Annotated in this window: 14 protein-coding genes and 1 riboswitch; of the genes, 3 read left to right on the forward strand and 11 right to left on the reverse strand. The window is 68.0% G+C overall.

The window, feature by feature from the left end; translation table 11 throughout:
* Positions 1–60: 60 nt before the first annotated feature.
* Together LTV02_RS25180 and LTV02_RS25185 are read right to left on the reverse strand one after the other, a co-directional pair.
* Positions 61–369, reverse strand: a complete 309-nt coding sequence (locus tag LTV02_RS25180) for a nuclear transport factor 2 family protein (RefSeq protein ID WP_233034275.1) — start codon at positions 367–369, stop codon at positions 61–63.
* A gap of 58 nt (positions 370–427) precedes the next feature.
* Positions 428–1417, reverse strand: coding sequence for a dipeptidase (locus tag LTV02_RS25185; RefSeq protein ID WP_233041701.1), 990 nt, complete (start codon positions 1415–1417; stop codon positions 428–430).
* Between the two features lie 104 nt (positions 1418–1521).
* On the opposite strand from LTV02_RS25185, the gene LTV02_RS25190 reads away from it, so the two are divergent.
* From LTV02_RS25190 to LTV02_RS25200, 3 genes are all read left to right on the forward strand, one after another.
* Positions 1522–2523 (forward strand): AraC family transcriptional regulator, encoded by a 1002-nt coding sequence (locus LTV02_RS25190; protein WP_233034276.1) that lies wholly within the window; start codon positions 1522–1524, stop codon positions 2521–2523.
* Between the two features lie 277 nt (positions 2524–2800).
* Complete coding sequence (locus LTV02_RS25195) at positions 2801–3811, forward strand: NADP-dependent oxidoreductase (RefSeq protein WP_233034277.1); 1011 nt, start codon at positions 2801–2803, stop codon at positions 3809–3811.
* Positions 3812–4014: 203 nt separating this feature from the next.
* Positions 4015–6075, forward strand: coding sequence for a prolyl oligopeptidase family serine peptidase (locus tag LTV02_RS25200; protein ID WP_233034278.1), 2061 nt, complete (start codon positions 4015–4017; stop codon positions 6073–6075).
* Positions 6076–6169: 94 nt separating this feature from the next.
* Here LTV02_RS25200 and LTV02_RS25205 read toward each other — a convergent pair whose 3' ends face one another.
* The 9 genes from LTV02_RS25205 to LTV02_RS25245 form a co-directional block, all read right to left on the reverse strand.
* Positions 6170–7024 (reverse strand): alpha/beta hydrolase family protein, encoded by an 855-nt coding sequence (locus tag LTV02_RS25205; RefSeq protein WP_233034279.1) that lies wholly within the window; start codon positions 7022–7024, stop codon positions 6170–6172.
* Positions 7025–7121: 97 nt separating this feature from the next.
* Positions 7122–7754 (reverse strand): TetR/AcrR family transcriptional regulator, encoded by a 633-nt coding sequence (locus LTV02_RS25210; protein ID WP_233034285.1) that lies wholly within the window; start codon positions 7752–7754, stop codon positions 7122–7124.
* A gap of 759 nt (positions 7755–8513) precedes the next feature.
* Entirely contained in the window at positions 8514–9119 is a 606-nt protein-coding gene (locus tag LTV02_RS25215; RefSeq protein WP_067716892.1) for a peroxidase-related enzyme, read from the reverse strand.
* Positions 9112–9615, reverse strand: a complete 504-nt coding sequence (locus LTV02_RS25220; protein ID WP_084535233.1) for a hypothetical protein — start codon at positions 9613–9615, stop codon at positions 9112–9114. Before LTV02_RS25220 ends, LTV02_RS25215 begins: the two co-directional genes overlap by 8 nt.
* Positions 9612–10643 carry a putative FMN-dependent luciferase-like monooxygenase gene (locus LTV02_RS25225; protein WP_233034286.1) on the reverse strand — a complete coding sequence of 344 codons (1032 nt, stop codon included), beginning with the start codon at positions 10641–10643 and terminating at the stop codon, positions 9612–9614. Before LTV02_RS25225 ends, LTV02_RS25220 begins: the two co-directional genes overlap by 4 nt.
* Positions 10640–11383, reverse strand: coding sequence for an ABC transporter ATP-binding protein (locus LTV02_RS25230; RefSeq protein ID WP_233034288.1), 744 nt, complete (start codon positions 11381–11383; stop codon positions 10640–10642). The genes LTV02_RS25225 and LTV02_RS25230 overlap by 4 nt, the downstream gene beginning before the upstream one ends.
* Positions 11376–12380: an ABC transporter ATP-binding protein gene (locus tag LTV02_RS25235; RefSeq protein ID WP_233034289.1), complete on the reverse strand. Its 1005-nt coding sequence runs from the start codon at positions 12378–12380 to the stop codon at positions 11376–11378. Before LTV02_RS25235 ends, LTV02_RS25230 begins: the two co-directional genes overlap by 8 nt.
* Complete coding sequence (locus LTV02_RS25240; protein WP_233034290.1) at positions 12361–14196, reverse strand: ABC transporter permease; 1836 nt, start codon at positions 14194–14196, stop codon at positions 12361–12363. Before LTV02_RS25240 ends, LTV02_RS25235 begins: the two co-directional genes overlap by 20 nt.
* The gene (locus tag LTV02_RS25245; protein ID WP_067716903.1) at positions 14197–15351 is read right to left on the reverse strand and encodes an ABC transporter substrate-binding protein; all 1155 of its coding nucleotides are present in this window, start codon (positions 15349–15351) and stop codon (positions 14197–14199) included.
* A gap of 38 nt (positions 15352–15389) precedes the next feature.
* Positions 15390–15506: riboswitch (SAM riboswitch) on the reverse strand.
* Positions 15507–15582: the final 76 nt, after the last annotated feature.

Below are 15582 nucleotides of genomic sequence, written 5' to 3' on the forward strand. Positions count from 1 at the left end.
TGTTCCCGCGCGCTCACTCAGCCATCCCCCGCCTCGGTGAGAGCGCGAACACAGCGGGACTCAGGCTTGCCCGGTCTCGAACCGACTGATCAGTCCGTCGAACAGCGTGAACTTCCAGGCGGTCCGCATCGCGCCCCAGCGATCATTGCTGTAGTCGGCCACGAACGAGGTCGGCGAAGTCACGGATTCGATCTTCATCCGGCCGTTGGTGGCGAAGATCTCGGACTCGGTCCACTGCGCCAGATTCCGCTCCTGCCCGTCGTCGGACATGCTGGCGTCGGAGGCCAGAGTCCGGAAGAAGGCGTCGGAATCGTGCGCGTTCACCGCGTCCACGAACTTCGTCACGATGGGTTCGAGCTGTGCGGTCATCCGGTCATCCCTCTCGAATCGGTTGGGCAGGACGGACAGCGAACACTCGGCAACGAGTCTAGTGCCAGACCTTGCGGGCGACCCGCGCGAAATTGCCGCCGAACACGGCCGCGCGATCGGCGTCCGAGAAACCGCGCTCGGCCAGCACCTGGTTCAGGCCCGGGAAGCCGGACTCGCCGAGGAAGTCCTCCGGCGGCGTCCATTGCAGCTGGCCGTAGCGGGTGTACTCCTCGGAGAAGCTCTCCGGGCTGTCGGCCAGCATGGCGTTGAACTCGTCGGCGTCGAAGGAATAGTCGGAGCCGATCCCGATGTGCTCGATGCCGACCAGCTCCGCGCCGTAGGCGATGTGATCGGCCATGGCGCGCACCCGCTCGGCGCCTTCGTCAGGTGCGTTGTACCCCAGGAAGATTCCCACCCCGTTGATGCCGATGACGCCGCCCGTCTCGGCGCAGGCGCGGGCCTGATCGTCGGTGATATTGCGCGGATGCGCGTGCAGGGCGGCGAAATTGGAGTGGCTGTAGATCATCGGCACGGTGCTGACGCGCGCGATGTCCAAGCCCGTGCGCACCGAGCAGTGCGAGCCGTCGGCGAAGACCCCGACCTCGTTGAGCACCCCGATCAGATCGCGCCCGTAGGCGGTCAGCCCGGTGTCCTCGGTGTCGAGACAGCCGCAGCCCGCGGCATTGCGGGTGTTGTAGGTGGGCAGCAGGGAACGCAGGCCCAGCTCGTGGAACACGTCCACATTGTCGAGATCGCCGTCCAGCGGATTGGAGTCCTCGAGATCGAAGGCCAGCACGCTGGTGTCGTCGACGGTGTCGGCGCCCGGCTCCGGCCAGGCGTCCTCGGCGCCGGCGACCATGCGGAAACGGCCGTCCGCCAAGGCATCCCGGCGGAATTGCTCGGCCAGCGCGCGGGCGTCGGCCGCCGAGTGCGGGGCGTAGCCGATATTGATCGACAGGTAGGAGCCGAGCGGATACCGGCCCAGCTCACCCATATCGGCGGTGGGCAGCAGGGGCGGGCAGCAGTGCTGCTCCCACAGCCGGGGCATGACGATCGCCGGACGCGACAACCCGGACCTCCTCGCGGACTCGGTCTCCGAATCCGCAATCCTACTGACCGGTGCGGAAATGCCCGCTCACTAATGTGAGGCGCGTGGACACGCTCGACGGCACGGTTTCGACCCAGCTCATCCGGCTGGTACGCGATGCCGCGGTCCGGGCGGGGGTCGACGCCGCACAGCTGACCGGGATGCACGGACTCGACGACGCCACCCTCACCGGTGAACTCAACCGCATCCCGTTGAACTCGCTGATTCGGCTGTGGGAGTTGATCGCTCATGCCGGGCCGGCGGCGGGCGCGGGGCTCGCGGTGGTCACGGCGGCCCCGCTCGGCACCCTCACCACCTGGGACTATCTGGTGACCACGGGGGCCACCTTCGCCGATTCCCTGCTCGCCGCCCAGCCCTACCACCGGGTCGTCACCGCCGCCGGTGAGGGTTTCGACCTGGATGCCGACGGCGATCTGACGGTCAGCTATCGCACCACCGCCGGTGACCCGCGAGTGGCGGCCGTGGTCAACGAGTACGTGCTCGCGTACTACCTGCGCCGCGCCCGCGAAGCCACCGGCCGGCCGGTCCGAGCCAAACGCATCACCTTCGGACACGCAGCGCCCCAGCATCATTCGATCCTGACCGCGGCGTTCGGCACCGATGCCATCGAATTCGGCGCCGATTCCGACAGCATCACCTTCGCCGCCGCCGACGCCACCGCACCCCTGCACCGCACCGACCCCATCCTCGGCGACCTCCTGCGCAGCCACGCCGACCTGGTGCTCTCCAGCTCGAAGGCGATTCCCGGTCCGCTGGAAGCCTTCCGAATCGCCCTGGCCGCCGCCCTGGACAGCGGCGACCTCGCCCTGGACGCCGTGGCCCGCCGCCTCCTCCTCAGCCGCCGATCCCTGCAACGCCAACTGGCGGACGCCGGCACCACCTGGCGACACGAAGTCGACCTGCTCCGCTACGAACGCGCGGAAACCCTACTCGCGGAAGGAAATACCACAGTCACGGTAGCCAACCGCCTCGGCTTCACCGACGACCGCGCCCTACGCAAAGCCTTCCACCGCTGGACCGGCGCAGCACCGACACACGCTCACTGACAAGCCGCCACCACCCCCGAGGCCGGACGCACCACAGGACCGGGCGCGACACCGCATGGTCCCGACACCTGACACCGCAGGACCCGAACGCCTGACACCGCTGGTCCTGAATCCCTGGCACCGCAGGACAGGACGCCTGACATCGCAGGACCGGGCGACTGGCACCGGAGGGCCGGGTGGTGGCATCGCGGGACCTGGGAACGGGTGCGGCGCGGCAATAGCGTTCTTCTCAGCAGGCCGGACACACCGGCCGGAGAGACGAAAAGGGCTGTGCGACATGACTACTCAGATCCGCACCGGTAAGGAAATCCTGCTCGCGGCTCGCCCGGACGGCGCGCCCACGGCGGCGAATTTCGAGCTGGTGGAGCGCCCGCTGCCCGAGCTCGCCGAGGGGCAGATCCTGGTGCGGAACACCTGGATGTCGGTGGATCCGTACATGCGCGGCCGGATGGACGACAAGGAGTCCTACATCCCGCCGTTCCAGCTCGGCGCTCCCCTGGACGGTTCGGCGGTCGGCGAGGTGGTGGAATCGCGATCCGATATCCCGGTGGGGGCCACCGTGACCCACTTCGCGGGCTGGCGGGAGTTCGCCGTCGTCGACGCCGCGACGGCCACCGTCATCGACACCGAGCTGGCGTCGCCCCAGCACTACCTGGGCGTGCTCGGTACCACCGGGCTCACCGCCTACGCGGCGCTCACCGAGGTCGCTCGGGTCAAGCCGGGTGACACCGTTTTCATCTCGGCGGCGGCGGGCGCGGTCGGCAGCGTCGCGGGGCAGATCGCCGAGGCGCTGGGCGCGAAGCGGGTGATCGGTTCGGCGGGCGGTGCGGCGAAAACCGCCCTGCTGCTGGAGGAATTCGGCTTCGACGCGGCCGTCGACTACCGGGCCGGGAATCTGAAGGAGCAGCTGGAGGCAGCCGCGCCGGAGGGCATCGACGTCTACCTCGACAGCGTCGGCGGCGACCACTTGAAGGCCGCAATCGAGGTCATGCGCCAGGCCGGCCGCATCGCCCTGGTCGGCGCGATCAGCGGCTACAACGGCGCGGCAGCCGAACAAACCCCAGACCTCTACCTGGCCGCCACCAAGGAGATCACCCTCCGCGGCATGCTGGTCACCAGCTTCTTCGACCGCTTCCCCGAATACATCGGCCGCGCCGCCGGCTGGCTGGCCGACGGCACCCTCCGCACCCGCGAAACCGTCTACGAGGGCCTCGAACAAGCCCCGGCCGCCTTCCTCGGCGTCCTCTCGGGCCTGAACACCGGCAAGATGCTCGTCCGCCTCGGATAAGCACGTCCTGGGAATCCAGGATTCCGAGGCTTCAAGGGGTCCCGGGCATTCCAACAATCCGGGGTCTGCGAGGGTCCAGGGCACTCCGGGGGTCCGGGGGCCTGGCCCCCGGAGTCCCTTGTTCACCCCACGGGGGTGCGGGAGCGCAGCCCCACTCCCAGGGTTCGCGACCAGCGAACGCGGTGCTCGGCAACAATGTGGGCATGACCGGTGTTGGAGAGAGCGTGACAGATCCGTACCTGTGGCTGGAGGAAGTGACGAGCGATCGCGCCCTGGACTGGGCACGAGCGCACAATGACGTGGTCGTCGAGAGGTTCGCCTCCTCGGACCGGTTCAGCGGCCTGGAGTCCCGCATCCTCGCCATGCTCGACACCGACACCCGCATCGCCTATCCGGGCCGGCGCGGCCGCTGGCTCTACAACTTCTGGCGCGACGGCGACCACCCGAAGGGCCTGTGGCGGCGCACCACCTTCGCCGAATACGCGAAAGCGGAGCCGGCGTGGGAGGTGCTGATCGACCTCGACGCCCTCGCTCGCGACGAGGAGGAGAACTGGGTGTGGGGCGGCGCGGCGGTGCTGCGCCCGGAACAGCGCCGGGCTTTGATCAGCCTGTCGCGCGGCGGCGCGGACGCCAAGGTGGTCCGCGAATTCGATATCGAGGCAAAGGCTTTCATCGATCCGGCCGACAATGGCTTCTACCTGCCCGAGGCGAAATCCGAGATCCGCTGGATCGACGACGACAATGTCTATGTCGGAACGGATTTCGGCGACGGCTCGCTGACCGATTCCGGTTATCCGCGCATTGCCAAGCGCTGGCGGCGCGGAACCCCTTTGGCGGCAGCCGAATCCGTATTCGAGGGGCGAATGTCCGATGTAGCGGTTTCGGCCGGCTACGACCGCACCCCCGGTTACGAACGCCATTTCATCGGCCGCGCCACCGACTTCTTCAACGAAGAGGTCTATCTGCTGGAAGCCGACGGTTCGCTGCGGCATATCGACGTCCCCACCGACGCCTCCGAATCCTGGTACAAGGATTGGTTCCTGGTGCGCCTGAAGTCACCGTGGGAGGTGAACGGCAGCAACTATCCGGCGGGCGCCCTGCTGGCGCTGAACTTCGAGGAATTCCTCGCCGGCGGACGCGATTTCGAGGTCCTGTTCACCCCCGACGCGCACACTTCGCTGCACGGCTACGGCTGGACCGAGAACCACCTGCTGCTCATCACCCTCGCCGACGTGCAGACCGAACTGCACGTGCTGACCCCCGGCCCGGACGGCTGGGTGCGCGAGCCGCTGGCCGACGCCCCGCCCATGGCCACCACCAGCGTCATGAACCTGGACCCGCTCGAGGGCGGTGACGAATTCATGCTCTCCACCAGTGGTTTCACCAGCCCGACCACGCTCATGTCGGCGTCGGTCGGCGGCGCCACCGAGGTGCTCAAGCGCGAACCCGAGTTCTTCGACGCCGACGGGGTGGAGACCGAGCAGTTCTTCGCCCGCTCCGACGACGGCACCATGGTCCCGTATTTCGTGATCCGCCACCGTGATCGCAAGGGCGTGCCCGGACCGACCATCATGTCCGGCTACGGCGGTTTCGAGGTGTCGCGCACGCCCGCCTACAGCGGCGCGTCGGGCATGGGCTGGCTGGAACGCGGCGGCACCTGGGTGATGACCAATATTCGCGGCGGCGGCGAGTACGGCCCCGAATGGCACACCGCCGTCCTGAAGGCCAACCGCCACAAGGCCTACGAGGACTTCGCGGCCATCGCCCGGGATCTGGTGGCGCGCGGCATCACCACCCACGATCAGCTGGGCGCGGTCGGCGGCAGCAACGGCGGTCTGCTGATGGGCGTCATGCTGACCCGCTACCCGGAATTGTTCGGGGCCATCGTGTGCCAGGTCCCCCTGCTCGACATGAAGCGCTATCACCTGCTGCTGGCGGGCGCGTCCTGGATGGCCGAGTACGGCGACCCGGACAAGCCGGAGGAGTGGGAGTACATCGCCAAGTACTCCCCGTACCAGAACACCGATCCGGAGGCGAAGTACCCGCCGATCCTGCTCACCACCTCCACCCGCGACGACCGCGTCCACCCCGGTCACGCCCGGAAGATGGCCGCGCTCTTGGAATCCCAGGGTCACCCGATCTGGTACCACGAGAACATCGAAGGCGGGCACGGCGGCGCGGCGGACAACAAGCAGTCCGCCTTCCAAGCGGCGCTCATCTACGAATTCTTCACCCAGACGCTGATCGACCGCACCACGCCCTGAGCGCCCACGGTAGTGGACAACTCTCGTAGCTCTCAGGGGCAAGCCCCTGAAACCCCGCGGGAGTGATCGCGGCTACGGGAGCACGGTCGCCGAATCAGCGGTCCCGGAGCCATTTTTCGACGTAGTCGAGGGTGGATTCGGGATCGCTGATCCAGCCGTTGTGGCCCAGCGACTCCGGGTTGTGCCAGCGGGTGACCTTGGCGTTGGGCAGTTTGTCGAGCAGGTGGCCGGCCGAATTCTGCGGCGTCAGCTCGTCTCCGGTCAGCGTGATCGACAGGACCGGCAGTTTGAGCCTCCGAATGCGCTCCTCGTAGTCGATATCGGCGTCGGCGGGCTGGAACCTGCCCGTGCGCGCCAAACGCGCCCAATCGGCGATCAGCTGCTTCGACTGCCGGCCGAATCCGCCTGCGGGCAGCGTGTTCCCGGGCCAGAATCCGGCCAGGTTGGCGGTCAGCGAGACGGCCGCGCTGCCGAGCCGCAGCCCGGTCCCGGTCAAGCCGTGGAATCCGCGGTGATACGGCGTCCCCGAGGCGACCAGGATCAGCCCGCCCAGGCGCCCGCGGATGCGAGAGGCGTACATGACCCCCAGCTGCCCGCCCATGCTGTGCCCCAGCAGGTATGGCGTGCTGTCCGGGAACCGTTCCCGCACCACCTCGAACATGGCCGGGAAGTCCACCGCCACCAGCTCCTGATACCCGTAGGCGGAGGCGGGATTCGGCCGGCTGTCCCCGTTGCCGCGCAGCTCCAGCAGCGCCACGTCGAACCCGCGTGCGGCCAAGGGCGATCCGAACAGCGAGTAGTACTCCCCGGGCACGCCCAGCCCCGGCACGATCACCACCACCGGTCGCGGCGCGTCGGGCGTGATCGGATGCCGGTGCGCCCCACGCGCCGGAATCAGCCGCACCTTCACGGCGGTTCCGTCCGGCATCTGGATCGGCACAGTCTCCATGCGCGGCACGCTACCCGCCGGAACTAGTTCGCACCCGTCCCCGGGCAGGGGAAACGGGTGCGAATTCGCTGTGGTGGATGCCGGATTCGGCGTGGGTTCAGGCGCTGACCGCGCCCATGATGATGCGGCGCAGGACGGCGATGACGTCGTCCAGCGGTGGTCTGGGTTCGGACCCGCTCCAGGCGTCGACCACGTAGTTGACCGCGCCGATGATGGCGAGGACGCGCATTTCGTAGTCGCCCGGCGGGATTTCGCCGTGCATGGCGGCGTCCTCGGCGGCGGAGGCGAGCAGCGCGCCCCAGGCTCGGCGGAGTTCCAGGCGGAACTTCTCGACCTTGGGGCCCGCGCCGACGACTTCGACGAGGGCGACTCTGGCTTTGCGTGGGTCGCGTCCGATCGACTCGATGTAGGCGCGGACCGCGGCGTCGATGACGTCCACGGCGCTGGCCTCGGATTGCTCGGCGATGGTGGCCGCCACCGCTTCCCGCGATTCCCGGTCGATCTGTTCGTAGAGTTCCAGCAGCAGCGATTCGCGACCGGTGAACTCCTCGTAGAACTGCCGTGAGGAGAGACCGGCGTCCTTGCAAATCGCGCCGACGGAGCTGTTGGCGTATCCGTCTCGCGCGAACACCGTCAGCCCGGACTCCAGAAAACGCGCACGACGCTGCCGCTGCCGGTCTTCTACGGGCTGCCCGGCGTACATTCTTCCCGCGTTCGTTTCCTGTGACATTGCGCCAGACAATACCGAAGGGCCCGATCCCCTCGTCATGGATCGGGCCCTTCGTTTGTTCCTTCGGCTTACCGCGCGTTAGCCGAAAGTTGGCTCAATGACTTCGGGTACTGCGACGCACCCGGGACAGCGGGTATAGGCAGGGGAACTGTCCCGGGTTCGGAACGCGGGTCCGGGGGGAGACACGCGGTCCGATGTCGCAAAGACCCGAAAGTCACTGATCGTTTGCCGTTCCACACGATACAGAGCGGACGAACTGGACGGAATACTTTTCTAGGATATTTTTAGAACTTATTCCGCGAGTCGGCGCGACGCGCGTGGCGACCAGCCCCGGAGCGCCGGCGCACCCCGGAGACGACGACGGGCCCGATCCCCTCGTCATGGATCGGGCCCGCGACCACCCGCTCGGCTTCCGCGCAGTAGCCGAAAGGTGGCATCGCCGTGGCTACTTCGCCGACAGGCTCGCCGAACCGCTGGCGATCAGCTTCAGGATGGTCTGGGAAAGGATGCCCGAGATGAGGTCTGTCATTGTGGTGCTCCGATTCGAACTATGCGGTCAGTGCTGTCACTGACTGTTTGCTATCGGGACCATACCGACCGCCATGACTCGCGCGGAGGTTTTCCAGGAAAAATCTAGGTTTATTTCGCGATCTTGCGGAAACCGCTTCCACCTGCGGTTATCCAAGTCCCCGGAAATGCCGAACGCTCCGGCACCGCCGAAGCGATACCGGAGCGCCGGGAAATGGCTGGAACCGTTTGTCACGGCTCCGAAGGTTGCGGGACCTCCGGTTCACCGAGGGTGAGCATGAGCCGATTCGCCCACGAGAACGACGCGGTGGACAGCACCAGATCGTGAATCTCGGTATCGCCGAAACCGACCGCGCGCAGCCGGTCCAGGTGCGCCTGTTCCGCACGCGGCGGATTGGCGGCCAGCGCGTCCACGAAATCGATTACGGCATCCCATTTTTCATCGATCCGGACGGTATTGCCTTCGTCCAGCAAACGCTGCACATCGTCGCCGCGCTTGGACAGCGCGGTGGTGAATCGGGAATGCACGGAGGCGCAATATTCACACCCGTTGTGCCGGGAGGTGACGGTGGCGGCGAGTTCTCGTTCGGCACGCCCCAAACCGGTACGGCCGTAAAAGATCTCTTTGTCGTTCGCGCTGCGGTGCCGCAGCACGCCGGCATTGCGCGCCAGCAGCCGGAAGTACGGCCCGATACCGCGGTCACCTTCCAGCAACGGACGCTGCGCGTCGTCGGCGTCGGCCAGCACGATGGGCTCCACCCACGGCACCCAGTCCAGCTGCTCCTGGGTGAATCCGGTTGGCCGCCGGTCGATCTCGACGCTGCGGACCTCACTCATGCGACGCTCCGATCAGGCTGAGGCCGGCCAGCAGCCGGACCTGGTAGTGCACATATCCGATGAGCTGGGCGACCGTCACGATGTCGCGCTCGGACAGTCCGGCGGCGGCGAGCGCGTCGATATCGGCGCGGGTGATGGCCGCCGGGGCGCTGGTGACCCGCGCGGCGTGGCGCAGGATGGCCGCCAGCACCGGATCGCCCTCGGCCGGGGTGGTGCCGAGACCGGCGTAGTGCGCGGCCAATTCGGGCGCGCCCGCCAGTTCGGCGACCGCCACAGCGGCCGCGACCAAGCGTTCCCGGCCGACCGACTCGGCGGCGGGACCGTCGAACAAGGCGTCGTAGACGCCCTGGGTGTGCTCGACCACGGCGGGTCGCGCCTGCCGCAGTTCCCGCACCGCGGCCGCGTGGTCGCCCAGCACCGCGTCGATCACATCGCCGGACCGGTCGCCGGCCACCGGGGTGGCCTCGGCCGGCGCGACGGCAGTCGCCTCGCTCACTGCTGATTCCTTTCGTCGGCTCGCCAACCCAGTTGCGGGGCAACCTCGGTGGCGATGAGTTCGATGGAGCGCAGGGTCGCCGCGTGGCCGGGATCGACCGGGTGGACCTGCACGATGAAGTCGGTGGAGCGCAGCAGCGCGGTGTCGGCGGACAGCTGCTCGACCACCTCGCCGGGGGTGCCGAAGTAGGAGTCGCGCAGCACGTCCGAGACCGTGGTGGCGAGGTCCGGAACATGGTTGCGGCGCAACTGCTCCAGGAAACGTTCCGCGCCGCGTTCGGCCAGGGCGACGGCGGCGTCGTGATCGTCGGCCACGAAAACGCCTCGGGAGGCCCCGATCCGGGGTTCGACGCCGTCCGGCAGCGCCTTCAGGTAGGCGTCCACCAGCGGCTGCTGGATTTCCCACAGGGTGGCGTCCGCGTTCGCGGCATCGCGCGGCTGTGCCTTCGACAGCAGCAGCCCGTCACCGGCGCGGCCCGCCCGTTCCGCGCCGCCGGCCGAGAAAGTGGCCTGCCACAGACGATTACGCAGACCGCCGGCGGGCGGATTCAGACCGCGATCCTCGACCAGCGGCGCGCCATCCAGTGCGGCGACGACTTTCGCGAGCTTGTCCGCGTACACCCGCTGCCGGTCCGCGTCGCCGAGATCGAACAATTCGAAGGCGTGCTTGGAACCACCCGCCCCGAAACCCAATTCGAGCCGCCCGCCGCTGAGCACGTCCAGCACCGCCGCGTCCTCGGCCACCCGGATCGGATCCTCGAGGGCCAGCGTCACGATGGCCGTTCCCAGCCGCAGTCGCGGATTGCGCGCGGCGGCGTGCGCCAGGAACACGAACGGCGACGGCAATCCGCCCTCCGCCGGATCCAGATGATGCTGCGCCACCCACGCGGTGTCGTAGCCCAGCCGTTCCGCCAGCTCGAACTGTTCCAGCGCCTCCCGATACACCTGCGCCGCATCCTCACTCGCGTCGGCGCGCACCAGCCGGGTGAAGAACCCCAGCCGCCGGATCGCGGTGCCCTGCACACTCATACCGTCACCTTCCCCAGATACGCGTCCCGCACCGCCGGATCGCCCACCAATTCCGCTGCCGGACCGTGCAATACGATCTCCCCGGTCCGCAGCACGTTCGCCGTGTGCGCGATGCTCAGCGCCAGTTCGGCCTGCTGCTCCACGATCAGAATCGCCAGCCCGAGTTCCTTGTTCAGCCGCGCGATCTCATCGAGCACCCGGTCCACGAACAACGGCGACAACCCCATGGTCGGCTCGTCCATGCAGATCAACCGCGGCTTGCTCATCAACGCCCGCGCGAAAGCCAGCATCTGCTGCTCCCCACCGGACAATGTCCCCGCCCGCTGCTTCCGCCGCTCGGCCAAGCGCGGGAAATGATCGAACATCTCCCCCGCCCGCGCAGCCAGCACCGCCCGCCGCTCCTTCCGGATATACCCGCCGACGAAAAGGTTCTCCTCCACCGTCATGGCCGGAAACACCCGCCGCGCCTCGGGCACCGAAGCCAACCCCGCCGCGATCCGCGCCGACGGCGGAGTCTTGCTGACATCCACCCCGTCGATCCGCACCGCCCCCGAGGTCGGCTTCAACAACCCCAGCGCCGTCTTCATAGTCGTCGACTTCCCGGACGCGTTCCCGCCCAGCAGCGAAACGATCTCCCCCGGAAACACCTTCAGCGAGACTTCGTTCAACGCCCGCGACGGCCCGTAATGCACCACCACCCGATCGAACTCGAGCAGCGGCACGCCCTCGGTCTCAGGCATCCGCCGTCACCTTCCCTTCACCGCGCACCTCGTCGGACCGGCCCGCGCCGACGGCTTCGTCTCGGTCTTCCTCGCCGGATACGCTCACCGCGGTCTCCGGCCCGGCTTCGGGCTCGCCCGAACCATCCACTCCGGATTCAGCGGCCGGAGTCACCCGGCTGCGGCCGAGGTAGGCCTCGATGACGCGGGGGTCGGCGAGGACCTCGTCCGGTTTGCCTTCGGCGATGACGCGGCCTTCGTCCAGGACCAGCACGCGGTCGGAGAGGTCGTGGACGATGTCCATCTTGTGTTCGACCAGCAGGACGGTTTGGCCCTGGGCCTTCAGTTCGGCCAGCTGCCTGCCGATTTCGGCGGTTTCGGTCTGGTTCATGCCGGCGGCCGGCTCGTCGAGGAGCAGCAGGTCCGGCTCCAAAGCCAGGGCTCGGGCGATCTCGGTGCGGCGGCGGTTGGCGTAGGAGAGGGTGTAGGCGGGGTTTTCGGCGCGCGGGGTGAGGCGTTCGCCGAAGCGGGCCAGTTGCGCGTCGATACGGTCCGCGGTCGCCTTGCGTTCCGCCCGCGCGGCGGGCGTCGGCACCAGGGCCACGGCCAGTTCGGCGAGCAGCGAAACCCAGCGCAGCACCGGCAGATTCGCCAGCGACCGCAGTGGGCGAGACGCGGTGAGCGTCGTCTGCAAGCCGACGTCCACGTTCTCGCGAACCGTCATATTGCCGAAGACACGGCCGTTCTGAAAGGTCCGGGCCAGCCCGGCCGCCGCGGCGGCTTCGGGCTTGCCGGGGCGGATTCGCTTGCCGCGCACCAGGACTTCCCCGGCGTCGGGTTTCAGGACGCCGGAGATGAGGTTGATGGTGGTCGATTTGCCGGAGCCGTTGGGCCCGATGATCGCGACGAACTCGCCGGGCGCGACGGTCAGGTCGATGCCGTCCACGGCGTGCACGCCGCCGAACGAGCGGCGCAGGCCGGTCACCTGCAGCACGGGTTCAGGCGTTGACGGGGACACGTTCCCTCCTCACCAGGATGCCCTGCGGCCGGAAGCGGACCACGAGCAGCAAGACCAAGCCGTACAACACGATTCGCCATTCGGGTGCCAGCCGGAGTGCCTCGGGCGCGCCGATCAGCACCGCCGCGCCGAGCACCGCGCCGTACGGCGACGAGGTGCCGCCGAGCACCAGGATCGTCACCACCAGCAGCGACATGGGCAGGTTGAACACGGTCGGATCGATGTAGGAGTACTGGTGCGCCAACAGCGCCCCGCCGATCCCGGAGAAGAACGCCGCGATGGCGAAGGCCAGCGCCTTGTAGTCGCGCACCGGCACACCGGCCGAGCGCGCCGCCACTTCGTCCGCGCCGATCGACTTTATGACCGTGCCCAGCCGTGACCGCTGCACGCCCACGATCACCGCCAGCACGATGGCCAGCACCACCAGCTCCAGCTGGAAAATCTGTTTGTGCGTGGTGAATTCGAACCCGAACAGCGACGGCGCGGGAATCCCGAAGATGCCGTAGCTGCCACGCGTCACCGGCTCCCAATTGCGGATCAACGCCACCGTCACGATGCCGATGCCCAGGGTGGCGATCGCGACATAGTGCCCGCCCAGCCGCCACAGCGGCGCGGCCAGCACCGAAGACGCCACGGCCGCGACGATTCCCGCGATGACGATCGCGGGCAGAAACGACCGGCCGTGCGAAACCGTCAGCACCGCAGAGGTATACGCCCCGATGGCGATCGGACCCGCCTGCCCGATGGCCAGCTGTCCCGCCGACCCCGCGACCAGCGTCATGGACACCGCGATGATCGCGTACGCCACGATCTGCGTCCCCACCGAGATGCCGTAATCGTTCGAGATCGCCGGAATCACCAGTCCCGCAAGGGCGAACGCGATGAGCGCATGCCACCACCGCACCCGCAGCTGCCGCCCGGCCCCCAGGAACGTCCCGGTCAGCGGTTCGGATTCGATGGCCGGCGGCCGCGCCAGCAGCCCGCCCGGCCGCAGCACCAGGAACACCACCAGCAGCCCGAACGTGATCAGGTCCCGGTACCCGTCCCCGAAGGTGTAGATGCCGAACGCCTCCACCAGCCCGAGCACGAAACCGCCCACCACGGCCCCCGGAATCGATCCGAGCCCGCCGATGGTGGCCGCCACGAACCCGGTCATCCCGACCACCCCGCCGCTGGTCGGCGAGATATTCGAGTTGTAGAGCCCGACGAAGATCCCCGCCAGCCCGCCCAGCCCGGACGCGATGGCGAAGGCCAGCGACTGCACCCGCCCCACCCCGATGCCCATCTGCGCGGCGGCGTCCGGATCCTGCGCGGTGGCCCGAATGGCCAGCCCGTGCCGGCTGTAGCGCAGGAACGCCCACAGCCCCGCCATCACCGTGACGGTGATGGCGAACATGACCACGTCGGAGGTGCCGAACCGCACCCCGCCGAGCCGGAAGTTATTGGTGGACAACACCTGTGGGAACGGCCGGGTGTCCGGCCCGAACACGATGGCCACCACGTTCTCGATGATCAGCCCGACCGCCACCGTCGCCAGCAGCGCCGCGATGGCGGGCGCGCGCCGCAGCGGCCGCACCGCCAGCACGTCGATGGCGACGCCGACCAGCGCGGTCGCCCCCACCACCAGGATCAGCGCCGCCCACAGCGGCAGCCCGTGCTCGGCGATCAGCCACCAGCCGAACACCGACCCGAAGGCGAAGATCGCGCCGTGCGCGAAGTTGATGACATTGCTGACCCCGAAGATCAGCGTGATGCCCACGGCAATGAGCGCGTACGCATTGCCGTGGACCAGACCCGCGATGAGCGTGTCGAACATCTACTTGTTCCCGGTGGGCACGAACTGCCCGTTCTTCAGCACCAGCTCGATCGGCTTCACGCCGCTGGGACGACGCGTGCCCTGGTCGAAGGCGAACGTGCCCAGGCCGATGCCGTCGAAGTCCTTGATCTCGCGCAGGCCCTTCAGAATGCCCTCGCGGGTCGCCCCGCCCTGCTTGGCGGCCTTGACCAGCACATTGAGCGCGTCATAGGCGTACACGTTGAAATCGCCCGGGTCGGTGCCGAACTTGGCCTTGAACTTGCCGACGAACGCCTGGATCTTCGGGTTCGGGTCCGAGGCCGAGAACACGCCGTTGACGATGTCGCCCTCGGCCGCGGTGCCCGCCAGCGAGATGAACTGCGGGGTGTTCTGCCCGCCGAAGAACTGCCCGCCGAAGCCGACATCGCGCAGCTGCTTCACCACGAGCGCGCCGTCCGGGCCATAGCCCAAGTGCACGAACGCATCCGGGTTGGCGTCGCGGCCCTTGATCAGCACCGGACGGAAGTCCTGCGAGTCGGGCAGGATCGGCGACGAGTACACGATCTCGACGCCCTTCTCCTTCGCGAACTGCTCGAAGAACTTGAAAGCCTGCTTACCCCAGTCGGTTTCGAGGTAGACCACGGAAACCTTCTTGGCCTTGGCCGACACCCACTGGGCGTTGCGCTCCTGGAACACGTCCAGGGTGATCGACGGGCTCCACGAGTAGTCCCCGCCCTTGGTGAAATCGGTGGAGGAGTTGGTGAACCCGTACTGCACCAGCTTGCCCCGGTTGTACACCGGCGACGCCGCGATGGAGGCCGGCGAGGAGAAGTCGCCCAGCTCCGCGATGATGGAGTTGTCGCCCACGAACTTGGTGGCGATCGGCACCGTCTGCTTCGGGTCGGATTGCGAGTCCTCCCACTTCAATTCGACCTTCTTGCCGTCGATTCCGCCGGCCGCGTTGATCTCGTCCAAGGCCAGGTCGAAGCCCTGCTGCCAGAGCCGCCCGTACTCCGCCGAGGCGCCCGTCTTGGGCCCCGACACCCCGAAGTAGACCGTCCCCTTGTCCGCGGAAGAACTGTCGGAGCACGCCCCCGTCAGACCCGCCACCAACGCCGCCGACGCGACACCCACCACCAGCCGGAGCCGACGCGACCCGGACCACTGCTTGCTCATCTTGTTCCTCTGTGACTCACCCACGCGACGCCCGGGCCTGAAAGCGCTTGCGATGCCCGGTCGGACACCGCCTGGTCGTCACCCGGGGCACCCCACCGCCGCGCGAGGGTTGCCGATCAGCGAGCCGGGGCTCGAACATGCTGATACTCGTGACCGTGCGCCAGAGAGTAATTAGGCGCCACGGGCCTCGACAGTGTTCGAATCACCGTGAAGTCAAAGACCATCCGCGCC

This window comes from Nocardia yamanashiensis (assembly GCF_021183565.1).
Classification (GTDB): Bacteria; Actinomycetota; Actinomycetes; order Mycobacteriales; family Mycobacteriaceae; genus Nocardia; species Nocardia yamanashiensis.

Coding starts and splice junctions, on each gene's coding strand:
- LTV02_RS25230 (WP_233034288.1), bottom strand. CDS start 11,383: ATGCCTGAGACCGAGGGCGTGCCGCTGCTCGAGTTCGATCGGGTGGTG.
- LTV02_RS25205 (WP_233034279.1), bottom strand. CDS start 7,024: ATGGAGACTGTGCCGATCCAGATGCCGGACGGAACCGCCGTGAAGGTG.
- LTV02_RS25210 (WP_233034285.1), bottom strand. CDS start 7,754: ATGTCACAGGAAACGAACGCGGGAAGAATGTACGCCGGGCAGCCCGTA.
- LTV02_RS25185 (WP_233041701.1), bottom strand. CDS start 1,417: ATGCCCCGGCTGTGGGAGCAGCACTGCTGCCCGCCCCTGCTGCCCACC.
- LTV02_RS25200 (WP_233034278.1), top strand. CDS start 4,015: ATGACCGGTGTTGGAGAGAGCGTGACAGATCCGTACCTGTGGCTGGAG.
- LTV02_RS25245 (WP_067716903.1), bottom strand. CDS start 15,351: ATGAGCAAGCAGTGGTCCGGGTCGCGTCGGCTCCGGCTGGTGGTGGGT.
- LTV02_RS25195 (WP_233034277.1), top strand. CDS start 2,801: ATGACTACTCAGATCCGCACCGGTAAGGAAATCCTGCTCGCGGCTCGC.
- LTV02_RS25180 (WP_233034275.1), bottom strand. CDS start 369: ATGACCGCACAGCTCGAACCCATCGTGACGAAGTTCGTGGACGCGGTG.
- LTV02_RS25215 (WP_067716892.1), bottom strand. CDS start 9,119: ATGAGTGAGGTCCGCAGCGTCGAGATCGACCGGCGGCCAACCGGATTC.
- LTV02_RS25225 (WP_233034286.1), bottom strand. CDS start 10,643: ATGAGTGTGCAGGGCACCGCGATCCGGCGGCTGGGGTTCTTCACCCGG.
- LTV02_RS25240 (WP_233034290.1), bottom strand. CDS start 14,196: ATGTTCGACACGCTCATCGCGGGTCTGGTCCACGGCAATGCGTACGCG.